The sequence below is a fragment of the Hydrogenophaga sp. genome (assembly GCF_030158645.1).
Lineage (GTDB): Bacteria > Pseudomonadota > Gammaproteobacteria > Burkholderiales > Burkholderiaceae_C > Hydrogenophaga.
Genome location: NZ_JAOASO010000032.1, coordinates 1 through 16,210 on the forward strand (window position 1 = coordinate 1; position 16,210 = coordinate 16,210).

Below are 16,210 nucleotides of genomic sequence, written 5' to 3' on the forward strand. Positions count from 1 at the left end.
CCTTGAGCTGCGCCACGCTGGCCAGCGCGTGGCCGGTCTGCAGCAGCTTGAGCATTTCGTCGAACAGGCGGCTCTGCGGCACGTCGAGCAGCAGCTTGCGCGAGGACGCCAGTGGCTCCAGGGTCTTGGCATCAAACGTGAAACCCAGACCACTGAGCTTGGCGGCAAAGCGCACGGCGCGGATGATGCGCACCGGGTCTTCGCGGTAGCGCGTGGCGGCGTCGCCGATCATGCGCAGCGTCTTCTTCTTCGCGTCGCGGATGCCGTGGTGGAAGTCGACCACCGTCTGCGACTCGGGGTCGTAGTACATGGCGTTGATGCTGAAGTCGCGGCGCGCGGCGTCGTGCTCGATCGGGCCCCACACGTTGTCGCGCAGCACGCGCCCGCTGGCGTCCACCGCGTGTTTCATGCCGGCGAGTTCGCCCTTGCTGGTGCGCTCGTTGCCCGCCACCTGCTCGGCGTCGGCGCTGTCCAGGTAGGCGCGGAAGGTCGACACCTCAATCATTTCGTGTTCGCGGCCGCGGCCGTAGATCACGTGAACGATGCGGAAGCGCCGGCCGATGATGAAAGCGCGGCGGAACAGACCCTTGACCTGTTCGGGTGTGGCGCTGGTGGCCACGTCGAAATCTTTCGGCCGCAAGCCCAGCAGCAGGTCGCGCACCGCACCACCCACGATGTAGGCGTCAAAGCCCGCCTGTTTGAGGGTGTGCACCACGTCGAGTGCGCGCTGGTCCACCAGCTTGATGTCGATGCCGTGCACCGAGACCGGCACGTCTTCGCGTTTGCCGAAGGGGCTGGCGCGGCGTGCGGGGGCCGCTGGCGATTTGCCGAGCAGCCTGTCAATGAATTTCTTGATCATTCGAATAGGTTCAATATGCGCCAGCCCCGTTCGAGGGCAATGGCTTGGAGCCGGGCGTCCGGGTTGGTGGCCACGGGCTCGTGCACTTTTTCCAGCAGCGGCATGTCGTTCATGGAGTCGCTGTAGAAGGTGCTGTGCTGCACGCCGGCCCATTCCAGGCCACGCGCGGCCAGCCATTGTTCCACACGGGCGACCTTGCCCTCTCGAAACGACGGCGTGCCCCGGATCTCGCCGGTGGGCTCACCCCGCTCGTCGGTGGCGAGATCGATGGCAATCAGCTCGTCCACACCGAAGGCCCGAGCGATCGGACGGGTGACGAATTCGTTGGTGGCGGTGACGATCACGACCGTGTCGCCCGCGGCCTGGTGGGCACGCACCAGCGACAAGGCCGTGTCCTTGAGCGAGGGCAGCACCACCTCGGCCATGAAGCGCGCGTGGGCCTCGCGCGCGGTGGTCAGACCACGCTCGCGCACCGCCTCGATGGCGAAGCGCACATAGCGGTGGATGTCCAGCGTGCCGGCCTTGTAGTCGGCGTAGAAGCCGTCGTTGGCCTTGGAGAAGCTGTCGCCATCGCGCCAGCCCAGTTTCACGGTGAATTCGCCCCAGGCGTAGTCGGAATCGAACGGGATCAGGGTGTGGTCGAGGTCAAAAAGCGCCAGTCTCATTCGTCTTCCAGCATGGATTTGATCAGGGGGATGGTGATGGCGCGCTGGGTGCGCAGGGCGTAGGCGTCGAGCTGGTCCAGCAGCAGCATGAGGCTGGAGAGGTCGCGCGAGAAGCGCCGCAGCATGAAGTCCATGACCTCGTCGCTGAGGAAGACCCCACGGTCGTCGGCGGCGCGGCGCAGCACGCCGCGGCGTTCGGTTTCGCCCAGCGCGTGCAACTGGAACACATGGCCCCAGCCCAGGCGGGTGCGCAGGTCTTCGCGCAGGCGCAGATCGGCCGGCGGGCAGTTGGCCGCGGCCAACACCCAGCGCGCCGGGCCGTGCGCCGGGTTCTGCGCGTTCACAAACCAGTTGAAAGCCGCCGCCTGCTGGGTGGCGGTGTAGAGGTGGCAGTCATCGAGCAGCACCGCGTCCCAGTGCTCGTCGAACTCGGGCGGGTCCAGGGTGTCCACGTTGATCCAGCCCACGCGGCTGCCGTGCTCTCGCAGGCTTTCTCGCACCGCGCGCAGCAGGTGCGTCTTGCCGCTGCCGCTCTCGCCCCACAAAAAGGTGGGCACCGGCGAGCGCAAGAGGTTGTGGGTCCAGAGCTTGAGGTGCTCCAGCGCGGCTTCGTTGCCGGCGGGCACGAAGTTGGCCAGGGTGGGCACGGGCGCCAGACCAATGTCCAGTGCCATCTGTTTCATGGGGCCGGTGCTCATGGCTCGATGATCCCGTTGCTGGGGGAAGTCCCATCGCCCAGGTACATCTGGCTGGCCAGATAGCCGCGCTTGACCCGGCGGATGGCCACCAGCAGCACCGCACTCGCCGGCAGCGCGATCAGCACGCCCACAAAACCGAACAGGTGACCAAAGGCCAGCAGGGCAAAGATGACGGCAATCGGGTGCAGGCCGATGCGCTCGCCGAGCAGGCGCGGTGTGAGGTAGAGGCTCTCGATCAGCTGCCCCAGCAGATAGACACCACCCACCAGGGCCACGCCCAGCACGGTCTGGAACTGCAGCACAGCGGCGAACAGCGCCATCACCATGCCCAGGCCAAAACCCAGGTAAGGCACGAACACCGCGAGGCCGGTGAAGACGCCGATCGGCAGCGCCAGATCCAGCCCGACGAGTGCGAGTGCCACGGTGTAGAGCACGGCCAACACCGCCATGACCAGCAATTGCCCGCGCAGGTACTGGCCCAACACCTCGTCGGTCTCATTCAGGAAGCTCTGCACGCTTTCGCTCCAGCGCGGAGGAATCAGACCGTTGGCACGGGCGATCAGGTTCGTCCAGTCCAGCAGCAGGTAATAGGCCACGATGGGCATCAGAAAGAGGTTGCCGACCACCGCCGCCAGCGCACTGCCGCCGATGCGCAGCGACGACAGCAGGCCGTTGATGAGCTCGCTCTCGTTGCCGGTGATCAAGGTGCGCAGCCAGTCGCGCACCTGACCGACGTCCACTTGCAGGTTGACGCCGAAGCGGGTGGCCAGCGGCAACAGTGCGTCGTTGAGCCTGTCGAGCAGCAGCGGCACTTGCTCGCGCAGCAGCGGGACCTGCTTGGTGATCACCGGCACGATGAGCAACATGACAGCCAGCAGCACCAGCATGAGCAGGGCGATCGCCAGACCGGCACCGAGCCAGCGTGGCACGCGCCGGGCGTGCAGCCGCTCCACCAGCGGGTGCAGGGCGTAGGCCAGCACGGCGGCCAGCAAAAAAGGCATGAGCACCGGTGCCAGCAGGGAGAGCAGCAAAGCACTCACCACAGCGATCAGGGCCCAGAGCAAGGCGCGGATCTGGTTGGAGGTCAGTGGCATGGAGCGCGAGGGTCGATGAGGCCGCGAGGGCGACCCCTTAAAATCTGGGGCAAATTCTATCGGGGCACCCTCAGGGTACCCGAAAGCCCCCCACCCGCCCAGCGTCCCGCTCCAACGACCGCCTCGCCCACCTCTCCCCACTAACACCGGGCCAGCATCCACATGACCTCTTCCACCACCCCCCTTTCGTACAAAGACGCCGGCGTTGACATCATTGCTGGCGACGCGCTGGTCGAGCGCATCAAGCCGCTGGCCAAAAAGACCTTGCGCGAAGGCGTGCTGGCCGGCATCGGCGGCTTTGGCGCACTGTTCGAGGTGCCCAAGCGCTACCAGGAACCCGTGCTGGTGAGCGGCACCGACGGCGTGGGCACCAAGCTCAAGCTGGCGTTCGAGTGGAACATGCACGACACCGTGGGCATCGACCTGGTGGGCATGAGCGTGAACGACGTGCTGGTGCAAGGCGCCGAGCCCCTGTTCTTCCTGGATTACTTCGCCTGCGGCAAGCTCGACGTGGACACCGCTGCGGCCGTGGTGGGCGGCATTGCCCAGGGCTGTGAACTCAGCGGCTGCGCCCTCATCGGCGGTGAAACCGCCGAGATGCCCGGCATGTACCCGGCGGGCGAATACGACCTGGCCGGCTTCTGCGTGGGCGCGGTCGAAAAATCAAAGATCCTCACCGGCCAGAGCGTGAAGCCCGGTGACGTGGTGCTGGGCCTGGCCTCGCACGGCGTGCACTCCAACGGTTTCTCGCTGGTGCGCAAGTGCATCGAGCGCGCGGGCGCCGATCTGCCCGCCACGCTGGACGGCAAGCCGTTCAAGCAAGCCATCATGAAACCGACGCGGCTCTATGTGAAGAACGTGCTGGCCGCACTCGCCGCCCACCCGATCAAGGCCCTGGCCCACATCACAGGCGGCGGTCTGCTGGAGAACATCCCCCGCGTGTTGCCCGAGGGCACGGCGGCGCATCTGGTCAAAGGCAGCTGGCCGCAAACCGAGCTGTTCGCCTGGCTGCAGAAGACCGCCGGCATCGACGACATCGAGATGAACCGCACGTTCAACAACGGCATCGGCATGGTGGTGGTGATCGACGCCGCCGAAGCTGTCGCCTGCGCAGCCACGCTGCGCGGTCTGGGCGAAACCGTGTTCGAGATCGGCCACATTGCCCCGCGCGGCGATGGCGCGGCTGTGGTGTTGGCCTGAGGCCTTACAGCAAGGCTTCCGACGGCAACACGTGCACACCGGGCGCAGCCACCATGGCTGCTTGCAGCAGGTGGTGTGCAATGCGCTCGGCCGGCACCACGCGGTAACGCTTGGGCAGCAGCGGGCCGACCCAGCCTGACACCGCCACGGCCAGCTGCTCGGCCGGGCGGCTTTGCGCTCGATGGCCTCCGATCAGACCGGGACGCACAAAGGCCAACGATGGGTAGCCCACCGCCTGAAGATCGCGTTCCGTCTCGCCCTTGGTGCGCGAGTAAAACACCTTGGAGGCAACATCGGCGCCCAGCGCCGAGTTGAAGGCAAATGCCTGCGCGCCGTGTTGCCGCGCCAGACGGGCCACGGCCAGCGGGTGATCGTGGTCCACCTTGTAAAACGCGGCCTGAGAACCCGCCACCCGGATGGTGGTGCCCAGCGTGCAGACCACCGCGTCCACCGCCCACCAGTCGGCGTCGTCGGGCAACCGCTCGAAATCGACCAAGGGGTTCAGCAGCTTGGGGTGCGGCACCAGCGAACGGCGCGTGGGCGCGATGACGCGAACCACGGCCGGATCGGCCAGCGCTTGTTGCAGCACGTGACCGCCGACCAGCCCGGTGGCGCCCACCAGCAAGAGTTGTTTCATCAGCGTGTCCTTGAAGCGGGTGCGGCGGCCAGCTTGTTTTCGATGGTTTTCAGCAAGGTCTGGTAGTTCGCCAGCCGGGCGCCCCCCAGCGCAACCGCCTGCTGCGCCGCCTGCCGGGCGGCAGGCAACTGGCCCAACTCCAGTCGCACCTGGGCCAGGTTGTTCCAGGCATCGGCGAAATCGGGATGGGCCCGCGTGGTGGCCTCGAAGGCCTGGGCTGCCTCTGCGCGCTGACCGAGCGCGTAGGCGGTGTTGCCCAGACCCAGCCGGCTGATGCGGTGCTGCGGCCATTTCTGCAATCCCGTGGCGTAGGCGGTGCGCGCCGCCTGCGGGCTGGAACGCTCGAGCGCCGACACCGCCACCGCCCAGTCATCGGGCTGCGCCGTCACCGGCAGCTGGTCGGGCCGGCTGGCGCGCATGGCCCAGTGTGACGAACGCGCCCAGGTGTTCTCAAACGTGCTCATCGGCATCACCAGGCGCTCGGTGGTCCCCGAGTGGAGCACGACGTGCTGCTTCGCATGGTCGTAACCGACCACCACGGCGTAGTGCCACATGGGCTTGATCGGGAGGGAAAGGTTTTGCAGCACCAGCACCGGATGGCCACTGGCGACCTCGGTCAACACGGTCTGCAGATCGGGCGCCAACGGGTAGGCGACCAAGCCCTGCCGGCGCGTGGCGGCCAGCATCTCGGTTTGCAGTGCCCCCTCGCGGCCGGGCAAGTACACCTGTGGTGTGAGCTGCCCGGGCGTGACGCTGGCGCCCGCGGCCTGCGCCACCATGGCCAGCGTGGCGGGACCACACAGCAGGTCGTCCTGCGGGTGAAACGGCACCCGGTCAAGAAGCACCTGCTGTGGGAGCTGCGCCGGCCAGGTGCGCTGCAAGGCGGCCGACTGCGGCGGCGTGGCGCAACCGCTCAAGAGCAACCCACAAAGAACAACCCCCGCCAGAGCGGGGGCTGAACAGCGAAGTCGCCAGGACTTCATCGAATGCTGCGGGTGAACGGGAACACCGCGGTCAAGCCCAGGATGTCGGTCACCAGCAAGACCAGGAACACGGTGAACAACACACCGACCACACCCGCACCCGCGGGGGCTTGGTCAACACGGTCGGCCAGCTGGGCCACTTCCACGTCGGACATGGCTTTCACACGTTCAATGGCGTCGTTGGCGTTCACGCCTTGTGCTTGCAGAGCGGTCTGAACGTCGGCCCGGGTGAAGAAGGCGCTGACGTGGTCGCGGTCGGCATCACCGGCAGCGGTCACCATCGCCTGTTCGGTCGACACCATCGCGGCCTGTGCCGTGAGCGGCACACCGGCGAAAGCCATGCAGGGGATCAGCGCAGTTGCAATGAGGCGTTTGATTGTTTTCATCATGTTGTGGGTCTCAAAGGTGAAGAAAAACGGCAGGGAAAAACTCGCTGCCTGAGCTTGATCCTCACAGCGCGCAGGGAGCGCGTCAACCGGCTTTACAAGGCGTCACACACGCACCACGGCCAAGGCGACTTGTGTGCGCCAGAGAACAGACGGTTTCAGTTGAGCGCGCGCCGCAGCTCCTGCACACGCTGCGCGATGGCCTCGCGGTCCAGGGTGTCGTCGGCGTGCTCGACGTAGATTTCCAGATCGCTCACCGCCAGCCGCAAATCGCCCATTTCGGCCCAGGCGAGACCGCGGTCTCGGTACTCGGACCAGGCGTCCGGCAGCAGGATGAGCAGGCGATCCTGCACCGCGATGAGCCGCAACCAGTCCTCTTGCGTGCGGTGGATTTCCTTCAGGTTGCGCAGCAGCCGGGCGACGATGTCGCGCGGCGTGGCGGCCTGCAGGTACAGGCCCACCGGCACATCGAAATCGTCCACCAGACCGTTGCGCCGCTTGTAGGGCTCCAGCCGCTCGGAGAGGTCTTCACGGCTGAGCGACTGCCCGGTGAAGGGATCGATCACGACCTGACCATTGGGCAGGTTGACCTTCACCATGAAGTGCCCGGGAAAGTTGACGCCGCGCGCCTTCAAGCCGAGACCCTGGGCCAGTTCCAGCCACAGCACGGCCAGCGTGATCGGAATGCCGCGGCGCGTGCGCAGCACCGCGTTGATGTAGCTGTTGTCCGGGTCGTAGTAGTTGTTGACGTTGCCGCCAAAGCCCATGTCGCGGAAGAAAAACTGGTTGAGCGTTCGAAGCCGCTGCAGCGGGCCGGCGTCCGGGTTGCAGCGCCGCTTCACACGGGACAACATCTGGTCCACGTCACCGAGCACCTGCTGGATGTCCAGATCCGGATACTCGTCTTGCGCAATGGAGGCCGCCGCTTCGAACAAGGGGAACGCATCCTCTTCTCCCACGAGAGCGGCAAAGTAGCCCAGGGGTGTGGGTGGCGTGAAGGCGTAGGTGGAGGGCATGGCGGCCGGGTTCGATGATCCCGCAGGTTACGTCATTTTCGAACGAACTGCCGCAAGTTCAAACCCGCCAGCAACAGGGTAAGAAAATAGACCAAAACACCGCCGAGCACACAAAGCGTCAGCAGGCCCACGCGCTGAAGCGCCTGTCCTTCAAATCCGAGCCAGTTCACCCGCGCGGCCACCCACATCAAGAACACCGCCAGCAAGGCACTGGCCGCCACCACCTGCGAGGCAAAGCGGGCCCAACCGGGCGAGGGTTTGTAGGCGCCCCGCCGCATCAGGCCGATCAGCAAAAACAGGGCATTGACCATGGCGCCGATGCCGATGGCCAGTGCCAGGCCGGCGTGCGCCAGATAGGGCACCAACACATAGTTGAGCACCTGGGTGAGGATCAGCACCACGATGGCGATCTTCACCGGGGTGCGGATGTCTTGCCGCGCATAGAAGCCCGGTGCCAGCACCTTGATGGCGATGAGGCCGATGAGACCGGCGCCATAACCCATGAGCGCCGACGCGGTGCGCTGCACGTCGGCGGCGGTGAAGGCTCCGTAGTGGTAGAGCACCGCCACGAGCGGCTGAGCGAACGTGAGCAGGGCCACCGCGCAGGGCACGGCCAGCAGCACCACCAGACGCAGGCCCCAGTCGAGGAGGCCGCTGTAGCGAACCGTGTCGTCGGCCGCCTTGGCCGCCGCGAGCTGCGGCAGCAACACCACGCCCAAGGCCACACCGAGCATGGCGGTGGGGAACTCCATGAGTCGGTCGGCATAGGTGAGCCAGCTCACGCTGCCGGTGGCCAGGTGCGAAGCGATCTGGGTGTTGATCAGCAGCGAGACCTGCGCCACGCTCACGCCCAGCAGAGCCGGCAGCATGAGCGTGGTCACGCGGCGTGTGCCCGGGTGTGCCCAGGCGGCCTTCAAGCCTGACCAGCGCAGGCTCACGCGCGGCAGCATGCCCAGCTTGCGCAGCGCGGGCAGCTGCACGCCGAGCTGCAGTGCGCCACCCAGCAGCACACCACCGGCCATGGCAAAGATCGGCTCGATGCCGAGTGTGGCGAACCACGGTGCACCCCAGTACGCGGCGGCGATCATCGCCACGTTGAGCAGCACCGGCGTGGCCGCCGGCACGGCAAAACGCCGCCAGGTGTTCAAAATGCCGGCTGAGAGCGCCACGAACGACATGAACGCGATGTAGGGAAACATCCAGCGCGTCATGAACACGGCAGCGTTGAAACCCTCTTCGCTCAAACCGCTGGCCATGGCCCACACCAGCACCGGCGCGCCCAGCACGCCCAGCACACAGGTGACGGTGAGCGCCCAGGCCAGCACGGTGGCGATCTGGTCGACCATCTGCCGCGTCGCTTGATCGCCGTGTGTTTCACGCTCCCCGGCCAGCACCGGCACGAACGCCTGGCTGAACGCGCCCTCCGCGAACAGGCGGCGCAGCAGGTTGGGGATGCGGAACGCAACGTTGAACGCATCGGTCAGCGCGCTGGCGCCGAACGTGGCCGCCATGAGCAGTTCGCGCACCAATCCCGTGATGCGCGAAGCCAGGGTGAGCAGGGAGACGAGGGAAGCGGATTTGAACAGGGTCACGGCGCGAGTGTAGCGACGGGTGGGCGGGCCGCCCGGGTGTGGGTTGCTGGCGCACTGGCCCGTGCTAAAATCGCGGGCTTTGCTGGCATCATCCCCAAACATTGAAGGAATCACACCATGGCAACCAAGCCGAAGAAAAAGAACCCCCGTCTGGCGTCTGGCCGCAAGCGCGTGCGCCAGGACGTCAAGATCAATGCAGCCAACACCTCGCTGCGCTCGAAATACCGCACCGCTGTGAAGAACGTGGAAAAAGCCGTTCTGGCCGGTGACAAGGACAAGGCGACCGAGCTGTTCGCCAAGATGCAAAAAGTGGTGGACATCGTTGCCGACAAGGGCATCTTCCACAAAAACAAGGCCGCTCGCGACAAGAGCCGCCTGTCGACCAAAGTCAAGGGCCTCGCAGCAGCCGCTGCCTGAAACCCACCGGTCTGGCCCCGCCAGACCACCAGCCCGGGCCCATTTTGGCCTGCCGTTTGAAACGGGTGCGCTGCCAGCAAAAGCAAAAAAGCCGTCGCAAGACGGCTTTTTTGCGTCTGGGCTTCTGCCGGCCCGCGTATTTCGAAAACGCCTCACACGTGCAGCCAGCGGGCTTGTGGGCTTGCGGAGGCTGGGCGCTCTGCTGCGTGGGCGCCGATGACCGGGCCAGCCGGAGAAAACTCAAACAGACCGAGGCGGGTCGGGCAGCAGACAAGCCTCGGCCACCTGCAGGTCGTTGTCGCGCGCAAAGTTCATGCAGAAGTCCCACGCCATGGGTTCGGCTTCGCGCAGATCCACGTGCACCACCACGCACTTGATGCCGTTGATGGTGTTGGGCACGCACCAGGGGGAATAGCTCAGGTGGCTGCCGGGCTGGGCGCCACCGGGGCGAAACGGGCTCATGACGCCGGCCAGACGCTCGGCCCAGTCGCTCGGCCGGAAGGTGCGGCCGTTCTGGGTGATGCCCTGGATGAAGACTTGTTTGGCTGTCGGTGAAACCATCGGGAGAAGCCTTCGGATGGAGGGCCGTGCAGAGGAGAAAACCACCACGGCAACGAGGATCGCTCGACCGCAGAAGCGTCAGGTATTCTATCTTATATAAGACTTGAAACGAGGGATAACCCGGGGTCCAGAGACCCGGTCGTCGCGCATTTCAGCGATGCCCAACAAGCAATGATGATGCCCGGCTGCTGCGCCTAAAATCGCGCTTCGACGGCTCAACCTGCGTTGAGCCGCTTTCTTTTTGGCCCTCCAGCGCCCCACTTTCCCGGAGTCACCGCATGAACGCCGCCCTCAATCCCGTTGCCTCGCCCCATGTGATGAACACCTACGGCCGCCTGCCGATCGCGATGTCGCACGGCAAGGGCGTGCGCGTGTGGGACGTGAACGGCAAGGAATACATCGACGCGCTGGCCGGCATCGCCGTGAACACCCTGGGCCACGGCCACCCCAAACTGGTGCCGGCCCTGCAGGACCAGGTGGCCAAGATGATCCACTGCTGCAACTACTACCACGTGCCCGACCAGGAACGCCTGGCGCAGATGCTGGTGGAGCGCTCGGGCCTGAGCAACGTGTTCTTCTGCAGCACCGGACTGGAAGCCAACGAAGCCGCGCTGAAGCTGGCGCGCAAGTACGGCCACGACAAGGGCATCGAGCGCCCGGAGATCGTGGTCTACGAGAAGGCCTTCCACGGCCGCAGCATCGCCACGCTCTCGGCCACCGGCAACCCCAAGGTGCAAGCCGGCTTCGGTCCGCTGGTGGAAGGTTTTATCCGCGTGCCGGCCAACGACATCGAGGCGCTGAAGAAAGCCACGGTGGGCAACCCCAATGTGGTGGCGGTGTTCTTCGAGACCATCCAGGGCGAAGGCGGCGTGAACCCGATGCGCGCGCAGTACCTGAAAGACGTGCGCGCCCTCTGCGACCCGCAGGACTGGCTGCTCATGATCGACGAGGTGCAGTGCGGCATGGGCCGCACCGGCAAGTGGTTCGCGCACCAGTGGGCGGGCATCCTGCCCGACGTCATGCCGCTGGCCAAGGGACTGGGCTCGGGCGTGCCCATCGGCGCGGTGGTGGCCGGCCCCAAGGCCGCCAACATCTTCCAACCCGGCAACCACGGCACCACCTTCGGCGGCAACCCGCTGGCCATGCGCGCCGGGGTGGAAACCATCCGCATCATTGAAGAAGACGGGCTGCTGGCCAACGCCGAGCGCGTGGGTGCGCACATGCACGACGCGCTGGTGAAAAGCCTGGGCGGTCACCCGGGCCTCAAAGACATCCGAGGCCAGGGCCTGATGATCGGCGTGGAACTCAACCACCCCTGCGGCGCCCTCACCCAGCGCGCCGCCGACGCGGGTCTGCTGATCAGCGTCACCGCCGACAGCGTGATCCGCCTGGTGCCGCCGCTGATCATGACCATCGCCGAGGCCGACGAAGTGCTCGCCATCCTGCTGCCGCTGATCCACGCCTTCCTCGCCGAGCAAAGCCCGACATGACGATCCGCCACTACCTGCAGTTCAAGGACCTGAGCGCGGACGAATGCGCCCACGTGCTGGCGCGCGCCGCCCACATCAAGAAAAAATTCAAGGCCTTCGAGAAGTACCAGCCCTTCGCCGACCCCGACCGCACGCTGGCCATGATCTTCGAGAAGGCCAGCACCCGCACCCGCGTGAGCTTCGAGGCCGGCATGTACCAGATGGGTGGCTCGGTGGTGCACCTCACCACCGGCGACAGCCAGCTGGGCCGCGCCGAACCCATTGAAGACAGCGCCAAGGTGATCAGCCGCATGGTCGACCTGGTGATGATCCGCACCTTCGAGCAAAGCAAGATCGAAGCGTTTGCTGCGCATTCGCGCGTGCCGGTCATCAACGGCCTGACCAACGAATTCCACCCCTGCCAGATCCTGGCCGACCTGTTCACTTTGGTGGAGTACCGACCCGCTGCCAGCGGCCAGCCGCTGGACGCCATCAAAGGCAAGGTGGTGGCCTGGGTGGGCGACGGCAACAACATGGCCAACACCTGGCTGCAGGCGGCCGAGCTGCTGGGCTTCACGGTGCATGTGAGCACGCCCGGCGGCTATGAGGTCGACCCGGTGCTCGCCGGCATCAGCAACCGCGACTGCTACCAGGTGTTCAAGGACCCGCGCGAGGCCTGCGCGGGTGCCGATCTGGTCACCACCGACGTGTGGACGAGCATGGGCTTCGAGTCCGAAAACGAAGTGCGCCGCGAGGCCTTCAAGCGCTGGTGTGTGGACGAGGACATGATGCGCCAGGCCAAACCCGACGCGCTCTTCATGCACTGCCTGCCGGCGCACCGCGGCGAAGAGGTCAGCGCCGAAGTGATCGACGGTCCGCAGTCGGTGGTGTGGGACGAGGCCGAGAACCGCATGCACGCGCAGAAGGCCTTGATGGAGTTTCTGCTGCTCGGCCGCCTGGCTTGATGCAGGCCCTGCTCGACGCGATCGCGCGCATCGAACCCGGCACCGACGCGCGCCGGGTGTTCCACGGCCGCGGCGGTCTGTACCCGGGCTGCGAGCAGTGGACACTGGACGCGTTTGCACCGGTCTGGCTGCTCACCAGCTTCCAGCCGGTGGCCGACGACACGCTGGCCGTCATTGGCGAAGCACTGCAAGCCCGCTGGAGCGAGATCGCACCGGGTGAACCCCTGAACTGGGTGTTCCAGTGCCGGGGTGACGGCCCGGCGGACACGCGCCTGATGGCCGGCAGCGTGCCCGAACCGCACGTGGTCACCGAGCGCGGCGCGCGTTACCTGGTGCACCTGCTCAAAGGCCAGAACCACGGCCTCTTCCTCGACATGGCCGAAGGCCGCCAGTGGGTGCGCGAGCACGCGGCGGGCCACAAGGTGCTCAACCTGTTCGCCTACACCTGTGCGTTTTCGGTGGTGGCCTTGCAAGGCGGCGCGAAGCAGGTGGTCAACGTGGACATGAGCGCCGGTGCCATGGCCATCGGCCAGCAGAACCACCCGCTGAACGCGCTGAAGGAAGGCGCGAGTTTTCTCGTGCACGACATCTTCAAGACCTGGGGCAAGATCACGCGCGGCGGCCCTTACGGCCTGGTCATCGTCGACCCGCCGAGCCACCAGAAAGGCAGCTTCATTGCCACGCAGGACTACCTCAAACTCATGCGCCGCCTGCCCGATCTGCTGCGGCCGGAGGGCCGTGTGCTGCTCTGCCTCAACGCGCCGCAACTCAGCCCGGCCTTCCTGATGGACCAGATGCGCGAGGCTGCGCCCGAACTGGTGTTCGAGCAGCGCCTGGCCAACCCGGCGGTGTTTGCCGACGTATCGGAAGACCGCTCGCTCAAGGTGCTGGTGTACCGGGCACCTGCGGTCGCCAAGGCAGCCACATGAGTGCCTGCACCAGTTGCGGCGCCTGTTGCGCCTGCTTCCGCGTCGACTTCTCGGTCCACGAGATGCAGGACATGGGCGGCAGCGTGCCCTCGGGCCTGGCGGTGGAGGTCACCGACACCACCATGCGCATGCGCGGCACCGACCATTCACCACCCCGCTGCGCCGCCCTCACCGGCCGGCTCGGCGACCAGATCGGCTGCGGCATTTACGAGTGGCGCCCCTCGCCCTGCCGCGAGTTTGAAGAAGGCAGCGAGGCCTGCACCCGCGCGCGCCAACGCCACGGCCTGCCGCCGGTCGGCGGCGCAGACTGAACCCTCAATTACTTCAGGTCTCAAGCATTTTTGACGCCTGTTGGGATTAACCGACACCACGGGTTTTTTCACGGTGCTACCTTCACCGCACCATGAAAAAACGCTGGGACATCTCCCCACCCATACACGCCCATGCCCCGGTCTTTCCGGGCGACACGGCCTACACGCAGACCTGGGCCGCCACCATCGGCCCGGGCTGCCCGGTCAACGTGAGCGCCATCACGCTCTCGCCCCACGTGGGCGCGCATGCCGATGCGCCGCTGCACTACGACGCCAACGGTGCGCCCATCGGTGAGGTCTCGCTCGACGCCTTCCTCGGGCCCTGCCGCGTGATCCACGCCATCGGCTGTGGCCCGCTGGTGAAGCCCGAACACATTGCTCATGCTTTGAAAGACTTGCCGCAGCGCGTGCTGCTGCGCGTGTATGAACACCAGCCGCAAGACGCGTTCGACAACGACCTGCCCGCCTTCGCGCCCGAGACCGTGGAGCAACTGGCCGACCTCGGTGTGCTGCTGATCGGCATCGACAGCGCAAGCATCGACCCGGCCAACAGCAAGACGCTGGACAGCCACCAGACCATCCGCCGCCGCGGCCTGCGGGTGCTGGAAAACCTGCTGCTCGACGACGTGCCCGAGGGCGACTACGAGCTCATCGCCCTGCCCCTGAAACTCACCACCGCCGACGCCAGCCCCGTGCGCGCCATCCTCCGAGAACTCCCATGACCACCACCCTGCAAGACTGCCGCGCGCTCGACGCGCAAGACCCGCTGCGCGCCCTGCGCGAGCTCTTCCTGTTGCCCGAAGGCACCATCTACCTCGACGGCAATTCGCTCGGCGTGATGCCGCGCAGCGCACCTGCGCGCGTGGCCGACGTGGTGACCCGCGAGTGGGGAGTCGACCTGATCCAGAGCTGGAACAAGAACGGCTGGTTCACCATGCCCGGCCGGGTGGGCGACAAGATCGCGCGCCTGATCGGCGCCGCGCCCGGTACCGTGGTGGCCACCGACAGCACCTCCATCAACCTCTTCAAGGTGCTCTCGGCCGCCATCAACCTCAGCACCGCCGACCACCCGCAGCGCAAACGCATCGTGAGCGAACGCAGCAACTTCCCAACCGACCTCTACATCGCCGAGGCCCTGTGCAAAGAGCGTGGCTTCGAGCTGGTGCTGGTCGAGCCCGACGAGATCGCCGCGGCACTCACGCCCGAGGTGGCCGTGCTCATGCTCACCCACGTGAACTACCGCACCGGCGCCATGCACGACATGCCGGCCGTGACCGCCGCCGCCCACGCGGCCGGCGCGCTCATGCTGTGGGACCTGGCGCACAGCGCCGGCGCGGTGCCGGTGGACCTCACCGGCGCGGGCGCCGACTACGCGGTGGGCTGCGGCTACAAATACCTCAACGGCGGCCCGGGCGCGCCGGCTTTCGTTTGGGTGAACCCGCGCCACACCGACCGCTTCTGGCAGCCCCTCGCCGGCTGGTGGGGCCACGCCACCCCCTTCGCCTTCACGCCGGACTACCAGCCCGCGCCCGGCATCACCCGCTACCAGTGCGGCACCCAACCCATGATCAGCCTGGCTGCGCTTGACTGCGGCGTGGACACGGTGCTGGCCGCTGAAGCCTTGGGCGGCATGGCCGCGCTGCGCCGCAAGTCGCTCGCGCTCACCGACCTCTTCATCTCGCTGGTGGACGAACGCTGCCAGGGCCACGGCATTGGCCTGGCCACACCGCTGGACCATGCACAGCGCGGCTCGCAAGTGTGTTTGACCAAAGACGACGGCGCCTACGCGATCGTGCAGGCCCTCATCGCACGCGGCGTGGTGGGCGACTACCGCGCGGGCGATGCCGGCCAGCACAAGGACATCCTGCGTTTCGGTTTCACACCGCTCTACATCGGCTTCGAAGACGTGTGGAACGCAGCCGACCATCTGCGCCAGGTGCTGGAGACCGGCGAATGGCGCCGCGCCGAATTCAACACCAAACACGCGGTGACCTGAACATGTGCCCGCACCACCCGCCCACCACCACCGACAGCGCCAAGCCCGAAGACATCGTGCGCGAGGAAGGCGCACAGCTCGACTTCAGCCGCGACATGAGTTACGGCGACTACCTCCAGCTCGGCAGCATCCTCAACGCCCAGAAACCGCTCTCGCCCGCGCACGACGAGATGCTCTTCATCATCCAGCACCAGACCAGCGAACTCTGGATGAAGCTCATGCTGCACGAGCTGCACGCAGCCATTGCACACATCGCGCAGGACGAGCTGCAACCCGCGTTCAAGATGCTCGCGCGCGTGAGCAAGATCATGGAACAGCTGGTGCACGCCTGGGACGTGCTCGCCACCATGACACCGCCCGAATACAGCGCGCTGCGCCCCTACCTCGCGCAGTCCAGCGGCTTCCAGAGCCACCAGTACCGCTGCATCGAAT

Annotated in this window: 19 protein-coding genes; 9 read left to right on the forward strand and 10 right to left on the reverse strand. The window is 66.3% G+C overall.

Translation table 11 applies throughout. The features are described from left to right. The 4 genes from pcnB to Q1W68_RS02955 all read right to left on the reverse strand — a co-directional run. On the reverse strand, positions 1–859 hold an 859-nt coding region (gene pcnB / locus Q1W68_RS02940), incomplete at its 3' end, for a polynucleotide adenylyltransferase PcnB (RefSeq protein WP_300715557.1). After that, positions 856–1,524 carry an HAD family hydrolase gene (locus Q1W68_RS02945; RefSeq protein ID WP_300715558.1) on the reverse strand — a complete coding sequence of 223 codons (669 nt, stop codon included), beginning with the start codon at positions 1,522–1,524 and terminating at the stop codon, positions 856–858. The genes Q1W68_RS02945 and pcnB, both read right to left, overlap by 4 nt. Continuing rightward, positions 1,521–2,207 (reverse strand): DnaA regulatory inactivator Hda, encoded by a 687-nt coding sequence (gene hda / locus Q1W68_RS02950; RefSeq protein ID WP_300655493.1) that lies wholly within the window; start codon positions 2,205–2,207, stop codon positions 1,521–1,523. The genes Q1W68_RS02945 and hda overlap by 4 nt, the downstream gene beginning before the upstream one ends. 11 nt (positions 2,208–2,218) lie before the next feature. Next, a complete protein-coding gene (locus Q1W68_RS02955) occupies positions 2,219–3,316 on the reverse strand; it encodes an AI-2E family transporter (RefSeq protein ID WP_300647796.1) in 1,098 nt (365 codons plus the stop codon). A gap of 162 nt (positions 3,317–3,478) precedes the next feature. Here Q1W68_RS02955 and purM point away from each other — a divergent pair, with 162 nt between their 5' ends. Further along, on the forward strand, positions 3,479–4,516 hold the full coding sequence (purM, locus tag Q1W68_RS02960) for a phosphoribosylformylglycinamidine cyclo-ligase (RefSeq protein ID WP_300715559.1): 1,038 nt from the start codon (positions 3,479–3,481) through the stop codon (positions 4,514–4,516). Between the two features lie 4 nt (positions 4,517–4,520). Here purM and Q1W68_RS02965 read toward each other — a convergent pair whose 3' ends face one another. From Q1W68_RS02965 to murJ, 5 genes are all read right to left on the reverse strand, one after another. Next, positions 4,521–5,153 carry an NAD-dependent dehydratase gene (locus tag Q1W68_RS02965; RefSeq protein WP_300647800.1) on the reverse strand — a complete coding sequence of 211 codons (633 nt, stop codon included), beginning with the start codon at positions 5,151–5,153 and terminating at the stop codon, positions 4,521–4,523. Further along, complete coding sequence (locus tag Q1W68_RS02970) at positions 5,153–6,070, reverse strand: PA2778 family cysteine peptidase (protein ID WP_300647802.1); 918 nt, start codon at positions 6,068–6,070, stop codon at positions 5,153–5,155. The genes Q1W68_RS02965 and Q1W68_RS02970 overlap by 1 nt, the downstream gene beginning before the upstream one ends. A 62-nt stretch (positions 6,071–6,132) precedes the next feature. Beyond that, positions 6,133–6,525 carry a PA2779 family protein gene (locus tag Q1W68_RS02975; protein ID WP_300715561.1) on the reverse strand — a complete coding sequence of 131 codons (393 nt, stop codon included), beginning with the start codon at positions 6,523–6,525 and terminating at the stop codon, positions 6,133–6,135. A gap of 155 nt (positions 6,526–6,680) precedes the next feature. Further along, a complete protein-coding gene (locus Q1W68_RS02980) occupies positions 6,681–7,538 on the reverse strand; it encodes a tetratricopeptide repeat protein (protein ID WP_300647805.1) in 858 nt (285 codons plus the stop codon). A 32-nt stretch (positions 7,539–7,570) separates the two neighbouring features. Beyond that, positions 7,571–9,130, reverse strand: coding sequence for a murein biosynthesis integral membrane protein MurJ (gene murJ, locus Q1W68_RS02985; RefSeq protein WP_300647807.1), 1,560 nt, complete (start codon positions 9,128–9,130; stop codon positions 7,571–7,573). Positions 9,131–9,247: 117 nt separating this feature from the next. On the opposite strand from murJ, the gene rpsT reads away from it, so the two are divergent. Beyond that, complete coding sequence (rpsT, locus tag Q1W68_RS02990) at positions 9,248–9,547, forward strand: 30S ribosomal protein S20 (protein WP_069047062.1); 300 nt, start codon at positions 9,248–9,250, stop codon at positions 9,545–9,547. A gap of 240 nt (positions 9,548–9,787) precedes the next feature. Here rpsT and Q1W68_RS02995 read toward each other — a convergent pair whose 3' ends face one another. Then, positions 9,788–10,108, reverse strand: a complete 321-nt coding sequence (locus tag Q1W68_RS02995; protein WP_300647809.1) for a DUF3579 domain-containing protein — start codon at positions 10,106–10,108, stop codon at positions 9,788–9,790. Between the two features lie 278 nt (positions 10,109–10,386). Here Q1W68_RS02995 and Q1W68_RS03000 point away from each other — a divergent pair, with 278 nt between their 5' ends. The 7 genes from Q1W68_RS03000 to Q1W68_RS03030 form a co-directional block, all read left to right on the forward strand. Beyond that, complete coding sequence (locus Q1W68_RS03000) at positions 10,387–11,598, forward strand: aspartate aminotransferase family protein (RefSeq protein WP_300715563.1); 1,212 nt, start codon at positions 10,387–10,389, stop codon at positions 11,596–11,598. Beyond that, positions 11,595–12,542 (forward strand): ornithine carbamoyltransferase, encoded by a 948-nt coding sequence (argF, locus tag Q1W68_RS03005; RefSeq protein WP_300715565.1) that lies wholly within the window; start codon positions 11,595–11,597, stop codon positions 12,540–12,542. Before Q1W68_RS03000 ends, argF begins: the two co-directional genes overlap by 4 nt. Next, positions 12,542–13,471, forward strand: coding sequence for a class I SAM-dependent methyltransferase (locus Q1W68_RS03010; protein WP_300647815.1), 930 nt, complete (start codon positions 12,542–12,544; stop codon positions 13,469–13,471). The genes argF and Q1W68_RS03010 overlap by 1 nt, the downstream gene beginning before the upstream one ends. Next, positions 13,468–13,782: a YkgJ family cysteine cluster protein gene (locus Q1W68_RS03015; protein ID WP_300647817.1), complete on the forward strand. Its 315-nt coding sequence runs from the start codon at positions 13,468–13,470 to the stop codon at positions 13,780–13,782. Before Q1W68_RS03010 ends, Q1W68_RS03015 begins: the two co-directional genes overlap by 4 nt. Positions 13,783–13,874: 92 nt before the next feature. Continuing rightward, positions 13,875–14,504: an arylformamidase gene (kynB, locus tag Q1W68_RS03020; RefSeq protein WP_300715567.1), complete on the forward strand. Its 630-nt coding sequence runs from the start codon at positions 13,875–13,877 to the stop codon at positions 14,502–14,504. Then, the gene (kynU, locus tag Q1W68_RS03025) at positions 14,501–15,778 is read left to right on the forward strand and encodes a kynureninase (protein WP_300715568.1); all 1,278 of its coding nucleotides are present in this window, start codon (positions 14,501–14,503) and stop codon (positions 15,776–15,778) included. Before kynB ends, kynU begins: the two co-directional genes overlap by 4 nt. Positions 15,779–15,780: 2 nt before the next feature. Further along, positions 15,781–16,210, forward strand: a 430-nt coding sequence (locus Q1W68_RS03030; RefSeq protein WP_300715569.1) for a tryptophan 2,3-dioxygenase family protein, incomplete at its 3' end; no start/stop codon positions are given.